This window comes from Streptomyces sp. NPDC028331 (genome assembly GCF_055565775.1).
Genome location: NZ_JBVHTR010000007.1, coordinates 187,848 through 199,559 on the forward strand (window position 1 = coordinate 187,848; position 11,712 = coordinate 199,559).

General features: G+C 72.9%; 10 protein-coding genes and 1 tRNA gene. 6 read left to right on the forward strand and 5 right to left on the reverse strand.

The window, feature by feature from the left end; translation table 11 throughout:
• Nucleotides 1-6: 6 nt before the first annotated feature.
• From ACZ4SW_RS12840 to ACZ4SW_RS12860, 5 genes are all read left to right on the forward strand, one after another.
• Nucleotides 7-882 carry an intradiol ring-cleavage dioxygenase gene (locus tag ACZ4SW_RS12840; protein ID WP_468241675.1) on the forward strand — a complete coding sequence of 292 codons (876 nt, stop codon included), beginning with the start codon at nt 7-9 and terminating at the stop codon, nt 880-882.
• Nucleotides 879-1,961 carry a maleylacetate reductase gene (locus tag ACZ4SW_RS12845; protein WP_468241678.1) on the forward strand — a complete coding sequence of 361 codons (1,083 nt, stop codon included), beginning with the start codon at nt 879-881 and terminating at the stop codon, nt 1,959-1,961. Before ACZ4SW_RS12840 ends, ACZ4SW_RS12845 begins: the two co-directional genes overlap by 4 nt.
• Before the next feature lie 175 nt (nt 1,962-2,136).
• Complete coding sequence (locus ACZ4SW_RS12850) at nt 2,137-3,051, forward strand: YceI family protein (protein WP_468241680.1); 915 nt, start codon at nt 2,137-2,139, stop codon at nt 3,049-3,051.
• Between the two features lie 88 nt (nt 3,052-3,139).
• A tRNA-Pro gene (locus ACZ4SW_RS12855) sits at nt 3,140-3,213 on the forward strand.
• 392 nt (nt 3,214-3,605) lie between these two features.
• Complete coding sequence (locus ACZ4SW_RS12860) at nt 3,606-4,277, forward strand: hypothetical protein (RefSeq protein WP_468241682.1); 672 nt, start codon at nt 3,606-3,608, stop codon at nt 4,275-4,277.
• Nucleotides 4,278-4,627: 350 nt separating this feature from the next.
• Here the strand turns inward: ACZ4SW_RS12860 and ACZ4SW_RS12865 are convergent, their stop codons facing one another.
• Entirely contained in the window at nt 4,628-5,863 is a 1,236-nt protein-coding gene (locus ACZ4SW_RS12865) for an FAD-dependent oxidoreductase (protein ID WP_468241684.1), read from the reverse strand.
• Nucleotides 5,864-5,998: 135 nt separating this feature from the next.
• Here ACZ4SW_RS12865 and ACZ4SW_RS12870 point away from each other — a divergent pair, with 135 nt between their 5' ends.
• On the forward strand, nt 5,999-7,252 hold the full coding sequence (locus ACZ4SW_RS12870; protein ID WP_468241686.1) for a cytochrome P450 family protein: 1,254 nt from the start codon (nt 5,999-6,001) through the stop codon (nt 7,250-7,252).
• A gap of 161 nt (nt 7,253-7,413) precedes the next feature.
• Here the strand turns inward: ACZ4SW_RS12870 and ACZ4SW_RS12875 are convergent, their stop codons facing one another.
• The 4 genes from ACZ4SW_RS12875 to ACZ4SW_RS12890 form a co-directional block, all read right to left on the reverse strand.
• Entirely contained in the window at nt 7,414-8,664 is a 1,251-nt protein-coding gene (locus tag ACZ4SW_RS12875) for an MptA/MptB family glycosyltransferase (RefSeq protein ID WP_468241688.1), read from the reverse strand.
• Between the two features lie 317 nt (nt 8,665-8,981).
• Nucleotides 8,982-9,698 carry a GntR family transcriptional regulator gene (locus ACZ4SW_RS12880; RefSeq protein WP_468241690.1) on the reverse strand — a complete coding sequence of 239 codons (717 nt, stop codon included), beginning with the start codon at nt 9,696-9,698 and terminating at the stop codon, nt 8,982-8,984.
• A gap of 89 nt (nt 9,699-9,787) precedes the next feature.
• Nucleotides 9,788-10,789, reverse strand: a complete 1,002-nt coding sequence (locus ACZ4SW_RS12885; protein WP_468241692.1) for a proline racemase family protein — start codon at nt 10,787-10,789, stop codon at nt 9,788-9,790.
• Between the two features lie 14 nt (nt 10,790-10,803).
• Nucleotides 10,804-11,700: a dihydrodipicolinate synthase family protein gene (locus ACZ4SW_RS12890; protein ID WP_468241695.1), complete on the reverse strand. Its 897-nt coding sequence runs from the start codon at nt 11,698-11,700 to the stop codon at nt 10,804-10,806.
• Between the last annotated feature and the right edge of the window lie 12 nt (nt 11,701-11,712).

Genomic DNA, 11,712 nt, shown 5'->3' on the forward strand with positions numbered 1-11,712 from the left:
CGCGGCATGACCATCGACAGCACCGCCCGCGAGACCACGGTCACCGAGGAGGCCGTCGCCAGTCTCGGCGCGACCGCCGATCCCCGGCTGCGCGAGCTGCTCACGGGCCTGATCCGCCATCTGCACGCCTTCATACGGGAGACGCGGCTCACCCAGGAGGAGTGGGAGAAGGCCGTCGGATTCCTGACCGCGACCGGGCAGACCTGCACGGACACCCGTCAGGAGTTCATCCTGCTGTCGGACGTCCTCGGCGTCTCCATGCTCGTCGAGACCCTGAACGGCCACCGCGCCCCGGGCGCCACCGAGTCGACCGTCCTCGGCCCCTTCCACCTGACCGCCTCGCCGGTGCGTGAACTGGGCGACGACATCGACCTGGTGGGCAGCGGCGAGGCGTGCGTGGTCAGCGGCCGGGTGCTCTCCGAGGACGGCACACCCCTGCCGGGCGCGGTCCTCGACGTGTGGCAGGCCGACGCCGAGGGCCACTACGACGTGCAGCAGCCGGAGCTCCAGCCGCCGGGCAACGGACGCGGGCTGTTCACCGCCGACACCGAGGGCCGCTTCTGGTTCCGCACCTGCGTACCGGCCCCGTATCCCATCCCCACCGACGGCCCGGTCGGCGCACTGCTGCGGGCCACCGGCCGGCACCCGTACCGTCCCGCGCACATCCACTTCATCGCCACCGCCGACGGACACACCCCCGTCACCACGCACATCTTCGTGGCCGGCAGCGACTACCTGGACTCCGATGCCGTCTTCGCGGTGAAGCAGAGCCTGGTGCAGGACTTCACGGTCACCGACGACCCGTCCCTGGCGCGGGAGTTCGGCGTACCGAACCCGTTCCGGCAGGCCCGCTTCGACCTCGTCCTGGAGCGTGCGACATGACCTTCACCACCGACTTCACCTACGAGACGCGGCCCGTGCGGGTCGTCTTCCGGCCCGGCGCCGCCGTCACCGCGACCCCGGACGAGGCCGCGCGCCTGGGCCTGCGGCGGCTGCTCGTGATCTCCGGCAGCCGTGGCGAACCCACCGCACAGGCGGTCGCGGCCGCGCTCGGCGACGCCTGCGCGGGAGTGCACCCCGAGGCCCGTATGCACGTGCCCGCCGACGTCGCCGACCGGGGTGTCGAGGCGGCGCGGGCGGCCGGGGCCGACGGGTGCGTCGCGGTCGGCGGCGGCTCCGCGATCGGCCTCGGCAAGGCGATCGCGCTGCGCACCGGGCTGCCGCTGATCGCCGTGCCGTCGACCTACTCCGGCTCCGAGATGACCCCCGTGTGGGGGCTGACCGAACACGGGGCCAAGCGCACCGGCCGCGACCCGCAGGTCCAGCCCCGCAGCGTCGTCTACGACCCCGAACTGACCCTCTCCCTGCCCGTACCGCTCACCGTGACCAGCGGCATCAACGCGCTCGCCCACGCCGTCGAGGCCCTGTACGCCCCCGACACCTCCCCGCTGGTCCAGTTGATGGCCGAGGACGGCACCCGGGCGATGGCCGAGGCGCTGCCGCTGCTCGCCGCGGACCCGGGCGACCTGGAGGCGCGCAGCCGCGCACTGTACGGGGCGTGGCTGTGCGGGGCGTGCCTCGGCTCGACCACCATGGGGCTGCACCACAAGCTGTGCCATGTGCTGGGCGGCACCTTCGGGCTGCCGCACGCGGAGACGCACACCGTGGTGCTCCCGCACGTCCTCGCCTACAACGCGCCCGCGGCACCCGAGGCGGTGGCCGCGCTGCGGCGGGCGCTCGGCGCCGAGGACGTGGCGCGCGCCCTGTGGGAGCTCGGCGGACGCCTCGGCGCGCCGCGCTCCCTCGCCGGCCTCGGCCTCGCGGAGCGCGATGTGGCGGCGGCCGCCGCGCAGGTGACGGCCCAGCCGTACGCCAACCCGCGCCCGGTGACGGCCGACGGGGTGCGGGGCGTGCTGAGGGCGGCGTACGAAGGGCGGGAACCGGAGACCGCCGCGGCGTAGGTTCCTTCCCCACGGCGCTTGCACCGTGTCCGCCCACTGTCTCGTAATGAGACACCCGCGGCGGCGTCCCACGACCCAAGATCGAGAGGGGGGGACCGCATGCAGGCGTGGCCGCTTCGGCGTGCCCCGAGCCGCCGCTCGCACGGCTGCGCCACCGTGAAGAAAGGTGAACATCATGGCCCTCGCACTGCTCCGGCGTCGGCGCCTCCGGGGCGCCTCGGCCGAGGCGGCGGGCCTCTCGCTCCCCCTCCCGCCCGGCGCGGGCGCCGTCGCCCGAGAGATCGTCGACCCGATGGGCTCGCCGATGGCGTCCGCGGACGTCACCGTCACCGCCCTGGACACGCACCGCGTCGCGGCCCGCGGCAGCACCGACCCGTACGGCTTCTTCCTCGCGGCGCTGCCGCCCGGGCAGTACAGCCTGCTGGTCTCGGCGGAGGGCCTCAGGCCGCACCACGAGACCGTCGGGATCGTGGCGGGCACCGCGGCCCCCACCGAGCGGGTCTGGCTGCAGCCGGCCGAGGCCCAGCAGCTCCCGAGGCCCGGCGCCTGGCTCTTCGACCCGCCGCACACAGCGATCCGCTTCATCGCCAAGCACGTCGGCATGGCCAACGTCCACGGCCGTTTCGAACGCTTCGAGGGCGGTATCCAGATCGCCCAGGACATGACGCAGTCCCGCGTCCACGTCCGGATCGACGCCGCCAGCATCAACACCGGCAACACCACCCGCGACAACCATCTGCGGTCCGCCGACTTCCTGGACGTCGAGCGCTTCCCGTACATCGACTTCGCCGGCACGCGCTTCGCGTACCGGGGCGGCAGCAGGTGGACCCTGCAGGGTTCCCTCACGATGCACGGCGTGAGCCGCTCGGTCGCGCTGGACACGACGTACCTCGGCATGGTGAACGGCGGCTACGGCGAGGAGCTGCGCTGCGCGGCCCTGGCCAAGGCGGAGCTGCACCGCGAGGACTACACGCTCAACTGGCGCTCCATGCTGGCCCGCGGCATCGCGGTGGTGGGCCCGACGGTGCAACTGGAACTGGACGTCCAGGCGATGTACCGCACCCACGACACGCCGACCCCGCCGGAGTAGGGCACGCGAGCCTTCGGGTGAGGACCCTCGCAGCGGTGCGGTAGGGTTTACCCGCGCGATCACGCGGATACTCCGCGTGGGAGCGCGACGGGACGTGGCGCAGCTTGGTAGCGCACTTGACTGGGGGTCAAGGGGTCGCAGGTTCAAATCCTGTCGTCCCGACGGTGAAGTCGGAAGTTTTCGCGGGTCAGGGGCTCTCTTCGGAGGGCCCCTGACGTGTGCGTGGGAGCGATGCGGGAGCCCTCTGCCGCTCCCCGTGCTCCCATCGCTCCCAGTCGCCGACGGCGGCCTCGGTCGGTGTCGATCGCCGTCGCCCGATCCGGTCGACTGTCACGCGTCGTACCCGACCACGTCAGTCGGCTGGCCCGGCGTGCGCGCAAGCCGTACCCGCACCGCCGCCCACTTCTGCAGCGAGGGCACAAGTGGCGCCGGGTGCGGGCGTTGGAATGGGCGTTCGGGTTGCTTCGGTGCTCAAATATTTTCCGTGGTTCGTGCAACCATACGGTTCCTTTACATGTCCTGCACATGTAACACCAGTGAACCCAGGGGGGATCATGAGCCGCAGAACACTCGCCTGTACCGCCGCCGTCATCGCCGTCCTCGGCGCCGGCACCGCCTGCCAGCCCACCAAGACGACCGGCAGTGGCGGCAGCACCGCCACCGCCACCGCCACCGCCACAGCCGCAGCCGCGACAGCCGCCACCGCGACCGCCGCCGGCAGCGGCGGCGTCAGCACGACCGCCCCCCGGAAGGCGGTGCCCGACTTCGTCGGCATGGGCCTCCAGTCCGCCCAAGACGCCGCCCAGTCCGCCGGGTTCTACGCGCTGAAGTCGCACGACGCCCTCGGCCGCGCCCGGCACCAGATCCTCGACCGCGACTGGAAGGTCTGCTCCCAGAACGTGAAGGCGGGCAGCGCGGCGGCCACCAGCACGGAGCTGGACTTCGGCGCGGTGAAGCTCGCCGAAACCTGCCCCGCCCACGACCAGGCGCCGCCGTCGGCCGCGGGCGGGAAGATGCCGGACTTCCGCGGCAAGAGCGTGAAGGCCGCCCGGGAGGCGCTCGACTCGAGCACGTCGATCACGGTGAAGGACGCGTCCGGGCAGGACCGGATGGTGCTCGTCGAGTCGAACTGGCAGGTGTGCGGCCAGGACCCGGCCGCCGGCGCGGCGTTGAGAGGGCAGCCGGTGGAGTTCGCCGTGGTGAAGTTCGGTGAGAGCTGCCCGTAGCCGCCCGGATGTGCGTGTGTCCCAGAGCCGCCGCTCGGCTCTGAGGCATCCGTCACGCGGTTTCGCCGTGGCCCGCCGCAGCGGGCGCGCCGACGCGCGGGAGGTGGCTGTCCGGCGGGCGTAGCTGCGTGGACGCGGCTCTTTCACCGGAGGGACCGGCGATCGTCTCGCCGGGCGGCGCAGATCGGGGTGCGGGGGCGGGCGTACTGCGTGAGAGCGGATGCAAGTTCGGCTACGCAGGTTGCTTCCATCCTTCCACGTGCGGTGTCCGCCGAGGCCGGCGACGGGCCGGGGGCCGGCTCGGACGACCACCCGGTGCGGCCGGCGCACCGTGTCGGCGGTCCGCCGTGTCAGCGGACCGCCTCAGCCGGCGGCCGTTCGCGTATGGCGCCGTAGGCGAGGAAGTACGCCGGCACCCGTCTCAGCCACCGCGAGGTGGTGAGCAGCGCGGCCAGTCGCTCCGCCCGCGCGGGGCTGCCGAAGGGCGGGCGGCCCGCGAGCAGCGGCTCGATGACCCGGGCGTGCGCGGCCCGCTGCAGCGCCTGTGTCACGGCCGTGGTGGGCAGGCGGCGGCGCTGCACGGCGCGTACGGCACGCAGGCCGACCGTGCCCGTGCGCAGGGGCTCGGCGAGATACCGAGCGGCGGCCACGGCGTCCTCCACGGCGAGGTTGATGCCGATGCCGAAGACCGGCGACATCGCGTGGGCCGCGTCGCCGATGCACAGCAGGCCCGGGCGGTGCCAGCGCCTGAGACGGTCGAGGCGCACGTCGAGCAGCTTCACCTGGTCCCACGACCGCAGCGTGTGCACACGGTCGGCGAGCCAGGGGACGGCGGCCGCGAAGTCGGCCGTGAACCGCTCGAGGCCGGCCGCGCGGCGCCGGCCGTCGGAGCCCTTGGCGATCAGCACGGCGCACTGCCAGTAGTCCCCGCGATCGATCATGGCGGTGAGGAACCGGTCACCGGTGCCTCCCACGAGCCCGTGCGGGTCGTCCTCCCGCCGCGGCAGCCGGAACCACCAGGCGTCCATCGGGCAGGGGAACTGCCGCAGCCGCAGCTCGGCCAGGGACCTGGCCAGCGAGGCGCGGCCGTCGCAGGCGACGGTGAGGGCGGCCCGCAGCTCGCCGGTACGGCCGTCGGCCGTGCGGTACCGCACTCCGGTGACCCTTCCCGCGCCCTCCACCAGGAACGACGTCGCCTCCGTGTTCATCCGCACGGAGAACGTGGGCTCCCTCCTGGCCTCGTCGGCCAGGAGATCGAGCAGGTCCCACTGCGGCACCATGGCGACGTAGTTGTATTTGCCCCGCAGTGCGCCGATGTCCCCCACGGTGACCAGCGAGCGGTCCCGGCCGATCGGCAGCTGTACGGTCGTCACCCGCCGCTGCGGCAGACGGGCGAACCGCTCGGCGAGGCCCAGCTCGTCCAGCAGGGCCAGGGTCGAGGGGTGCACCGTGTCGCCGCGGAAGTCGCGCAGGAAGTCGCCGTGCTTCTCCAGGACGGTGACCTCCACGCCGGACCGGGCCAGCAGCAGGGCGAGCACCATTCCGGCGGGACCACCGCCCACCACACAGCACGTGGTCTGCTCCATCAGGCTTTCCCTTCGGCGGAACCGCAGAATGGTCATACTTGGACATATGCCATCAAAATCTGACCGATCAGCCATGCGGTCCGTGGCCACCGCAGATGTCCTGTGACGCACTTCGACGCACCTCGGGAGACCACGATGAGCGAGCAGCCGGTCCATCTTCCCTATGCCGACCCCGCCTTCGTGGCAAACCCGTTCCCGCTCTACCGGCAGTTGCGCCAGGAGGGGCCCGTGCGGCGGGCGGTCCTCGCAGGCGGTCTGGAGGCCTGGCTGGTCACGCGCTACGAGGACGGACTCGCCGCGCTCTGCGACCCGCGGCTGAGCAGCGACATCCGCGACGCGTCGGACCCCCGGCTCCTGCGACAGCTCCCCGCGACGGAGCGCGAGTCCATGCTGCGCAACATGCTCCGGGCGGACCCGCCCGACCACACCCGCCTGCGCCGCCTGGCCTCGAAGGCGTTCACCGCGCGCCGAGTGGCCGAGCTGCGGCCCCGCGTGCAGGCCATCGCCGACGGGTTGCTCGACGCGATCGTGCCGGTCGGCCACGCGGACCTCGTCGCGGACTTCGCGCTGCCGCTCCCGGTCACCGTGATCAGCGAACTGCTCGGGGTGCCCACGACGGACCGGCACGACTTCCAGCGGTGGACCGACGACATGACCCTGCGGGGAGAAGAGCTCCCGGACCCGGCCGTGGTCGACGCCGCGTGGCAGCAGCTGCGCGCGTACCTCACCGAGCTTCTGGAAGCCAAACGAGCCGACCCCGGCGACGACCTGCTCAGTGCTCTGATCACCGCCCGTGACGAGGAGCACCGGCTGGCCGGGGACGAACTCGTCGCCACGGCGTTCCTGCTGCTGGTCGCCGGATACATCACCACGGTCCACCTGATCGGCGCCGGCATCGCCGCACTGCTCGCCCACCCCGACCAGCTCCAGCGGCTGCGGGACGACCCGGCGTTGCTGCCGGACGCCATCGAGGAGTTCCTGCGCTACGACGGACCGGTCAACCCCGGCATCGTCCGCTTCGCACGCGAGGACGTCGAGATCGCGGGCGAGACGATCCCGCGCGGCGCCACCGTGCTGGTGGCCTCCGCCATCGCCGACCGCGATCCGGCGCGGTTCCCGGACCCGGACCGTCTGGACATCACCCGCCGGGACAACGCCCACCTCGCGTTCGGGCACGGAATCCACTACTGCCTGGGCGCGCCGCTGGCCCGGCTGGAGGGGCAGGTCGCCATCGGGACCGCCCTGCGCCGCCTTCCCGGTCTCGCCCTGGCCGTGCCGCCGGGCGAGCTGAGGTGGAGGCCGAGCGTCCTGCGCGGCCCCGAGCACCTGCCCGTCACGTTCACGCCCGGCTCCGTCCCCGACGTGCCGGGCCCGGACACTCCGTCCTGATCCGGACACTGGAACCTGCGCCTGGGCACGGAACCGGCCGCGCCGGGGGCGGTGGAGGCGCTCTTCCCTCGCCGACCTCCTGGGCTACCGCCCGCGCGGCGTCCACCGCGCCCCGAACCGGCCCCGAGCCGTGCGGAGCCGGGGCGTCCGGGCGGCCCGGTTCACAATGTCCAGCCGTGACCGCCGCTGTTGTGGGACAGGGCCAGGACGGCGGTGGTCACGACCAGGTACCGAGTGAGGCGGCCTTGGCGGAACAAGGCCGCCGGTGCCCAGGGGAGCGCCGTGTACCAAGGCATCGTCCACGGCGCCGTGAGGACCCAGGCGAAGGAGAGCGCGAACGGTACGGCGGCGACGGCGGGAGTGTCCTCGGGGATGCGGCGGTGGAGTGCGAAGGCCAGCGCGAGCATCACGAAGGGCCAGAGGACACCGATGGCGGTCGTGGCCGTACGAGGGCCCAGCAACGAGGCGCCCAACTGCTCGAACACCGCCCACAGCGACGGTTGGGAGATCAGGCGTGAGGCGGCGGAGAGCGGGGCGAGGGCGTGCGGGCCGTACGCGCCGTACAGGACGGCCGGCGTCAGCGCGGCAGCGCACGCCTGCCGGGCGGCCTGCCGCCAGGCGCCCGCACGCAGCAGCGGCCAGACCAGTCCGGCGCCGAGCAGGGCGGCACTGATCTTGACACCGCATGCCAGACCGACCAGGCCCCCGACGAGCAGGTCGTGGTGCCATCGGGTGGCCCTGCGGGCGAAGTGGATCGCGCAGACGGCCAGGCACGCGACGATGGTGTCCAGATGCCCGCCGGCGACCAGCACGCCGATCAGGAGCGGGTTGGCGATCCACAGCAGGCCGGCCCGGACCGGATCGTCGGCGGTCCGGATCAGCAGGTAGCCGGTGCCCAGGAACGCGGCCGCGTTGAAGAGCATCAGCGCCCATATCGTCAGCCACGGCCGGTCACCGCCGACGAACGCCCCAGCGGCCTGCCACCACGTCGCGACCGGCCCGTACACGGACGGGGTGGTCCGCCAGCCCTCGCTCACCAGATCGGCGTACACGCCTCCCAGCTGGGCGGGGGTCGTCACGTACGGGTCACCGCCGAGTGCGGCGATTCGGCCGTACGCGGCATAACTGGCCATGTCGGAGGAGCCGACGGGGGTGAGGTTGGCGGCGGCGAACACGGCGAGTGCGCCGACGCGGAACAGCAGCCGCGGGTGCGGCCTCCAGCCCCGCCCATGGGCGCGCAGAAGGGCGAGCGTGCCGAGACACGACAGCACGATGGCCGCGTAGGTGAGCGCCGCTGAGACCGTGCCCGGCATGGCGGGCAATCTGAGCCAGGTGATCGGGACCCTGAGCGTGTTGTGGTTCGGGGCGCTCGCGCCGACCAGCACGAACAGCACGACACCTGCCCCGGCCATCGCCACAGCCGCGTGCGGCCGGGGCTGCTCGGCGGCCGTCGGCCCCGGCCGGGGAGCCGTCCGGATCCGACCCGCGGAACGCGGAGCCCACTGATTGTCGTCGGTCGTCACGGTCACTCGCTGAGTCGCAGTCGGGTGGTGTCGGTCCCGGCCAGGGGCGGGTCCAGGGGACCGCGGACGAAGAGCCGCGCGGCCACCGGGATCCGCACCCGGCCCGATCTTGGAGCCTGGCAGTGGTACGCGGACGAATCAAGTCCGGGATGCGGACGACGCGGCGCCGCGCGAACCGCCCGGGGGCCGGGGCCCTGCGGGGCTCGTCACCCGAGGGCGTGGTCCTCCTCCCGGCCACGGGCCGCCCACAGACCGCGGACATGGCCGAGATGGCGGCTCATCACCGTCCGTACGGCCTCCTCGTCGCGTTCCAGCAGGGCGTCGAGGAGCTCCAGGTGCTCCTGGGCGGAGGCGAGCAGCCGGCCGGACTCCACCAGCGCGGTCAGCCCGTACAGGCGCGACCTCTTGCGCAGGTCACCGACCACCTCGACGAGGTGCGCGTTGCCGGCGAGGGCCAGCAGGCCGAGATGGAAGCGGGTGTCGGCCTCGACGTACGCGATGAGGTCCCCGGCCGCCGCGGCGGCGACGATCTCCCGGGCGGCCGGGCGCAGCGCCTCGAGCGAGACCCGGTCGGCGGTGCGGGCCAGCGCCGCGGTGGTGGGGATCTCGACGAGAGAGCGGATGTGGGTGTACTCGTCGAGCTGCTTCTCGGAGACCTCCGTGACCCGGAACCCCTTGTTGGGGACGGTGTCGACCAGGCCCTCCTTCGCCAGGTCGAGCATGGCCTCGCGCACCGGGGTCGCCGAGACGCCGAAGCGGGCGGCGAGCGTCGGAGCGGAGTACACCTCGCCGGGGCGCAGCTCACCCGCGATCAGCGCGGCGCGCAGGGCGTCGGCCACCCGCTCGCGGTAACTGCTCTTCTTGCCGCCGAGCGTGGGCAGGGCGGGAACGGGGGAGGGGGAGCTGGGGCGCGGGGCGGCCATGGTGTTTCTGTCTCCTCGGCTGTGCAATGTCACGCAGCACCAGTGTCCCGGTGCTCCGGTCTTCCCGTGCGGGGGAGCGGTGGCATGCGCTACAGCACGAACCCCGCCGGGAACGGATCCTCCGGGTCCAGAAGGTACTGTGCCGTGCCGGTGATCCAGGCCCGCCCGGTGAAGCTGGGCAGCACCGCGGGGCGGCCGGCGACCTCCGTGGTCCCGAGCAGGCGTCCGGTGAACCGCGTCCCGATGAAGGACTCGTTCACGAACTCGGTGTGCAGGGGAAGTTCGCGGCGCGCGTACAACTGCGCCATGCGCGCGCTGGTACCCGTACCGCACGGGGAGCGGTCGAACCAGCCCGGGTGGATGACCATGGCGTGCCGGGACAGCCGGGCGGTGGCCCCCGGCGCGTACAGGTGCACGTGGTGGCAGCCGCGGATCGTCGGGTCCTCCGGGTGGACGGGCTCCTCCTCGGCGTTGATCGCCTCCATCAGCGCGAGCCCTGCCGCCAGGATGTCGTCCTTGCGGGCACGGTCGAACGGCAGTCCGAACTCCGCGAGCGGCAGGATCGCGTAGAAGTTGCCGCCGTACGCGAGGTCGTAGGTCACCGTGCGCCCGTCGGCCAGGGTGGCCTTGCGGTCGAGGCCCACGGAGAAGGACGGCACGTTCCTGAGGGTCACCGCCTTGGCGGCGCCGCCGTCGACCGCGACCTCGGCCACGACCAGGCCGGCCGGGGTGTCCAGACGGATGGTGGTCACCGGCTCGACGGCCTCCACCATGCCCGTCTCCACGAGTACGGTCGCGACCCCGATGGTGCCGTGGCCGCACATCGGCAGATAGCCGGAGACCTCGATGTAGACGACGCCCCAGTCGCAGTCGGCGCGGGTGGGCGGCTGCAGGATCGCGCCGCTCATCGCCGCGTGCCCGCGCGGTTCGTTCATCAGCAACTGCTTGACGTCGTCGCGGTGTTCGCGGAACCACAGGCGCCGCTCGTTCATGGTGGCGCCGGGAATCGTGCCGATGCCGCCGGTGATCACCCGGGTGGGCATGCCCTCGGTGTGCGAGTCGACGGCGTGCAGGACGAGCTTGCTGCGCATGACCTGCCTCCCTGTTACGCGAGCCCCGCCGCGACGGCCTTCTCCGTCGCGGCGCGCACGGCCGCCTCCTGCTCGGGCGGCAGCGGCATGCGTGGCGGGCGTACCGGGCCGCCGTAGCGGCCGACGACGTCCATCGACAGCTTGATCGCCTGCACGAACTCCACGCGGGAGTCCCAGCGCAGCAGCGGGTGCAACTGCCGGTACAGCGGCCGCGCGGTGTCCAGATCGCCCTCGACCGCCGCACGGTACAACTGCACCGACGCGCGCGGGAGGGCGTTGGGATAACCGGCCACCCAGCCCTTGGCGCCGGCGACCGCGAGTTCCAGCAGGACGTCGTCGGCGCCGATCAACAGGTCGAGGTCCGGGGCGAGTTCGGCGAGACGGTAGGCGCGGCGCGGGTCGCCCGAGAACTCCTTGACGCCCTGGACGAAGCCCTCGCCGTGCAGCTTCGCGAGCAGTTCGGGGACCAGGTCGACCTTGGTGTCGATGGGGTTGTTGTACGCCACGACCGGCAGGCCCGCCTTCGCGACCTCCTCGTAGTGCGCGAGCACGGACCGCTCGTCGGCACGGTAGGCGTTCGGCGGCAGCAGCATCACCGACTCGCAGCCCGCGTCGCGTGCCTGCTCGGCCCAGCGGCGGGCCTCCGCCGCGCCGTACGCCGAGACGCCGGGCATCACCCGGGCCCCTCCGATCGCGGACACGGCGGTCTCCACGACCCGGGCCCGCTCCTCGGGGGTGAGCACCTGGTACTCGCCGAGCGAGCCGTTCGGCACCACACCGTCGCAACCGTTCTCGACCAGCCAGGAGCAGTGCTCGGCGAACCTGGCGTGGTCGACGGCGAGTTCACGGGTGAGCGGAAGCGCGGTGGCGACGAGAACGCCGCGCCAGGGGCGGTGCTGTGGGACGGTCATACGCGATACCCC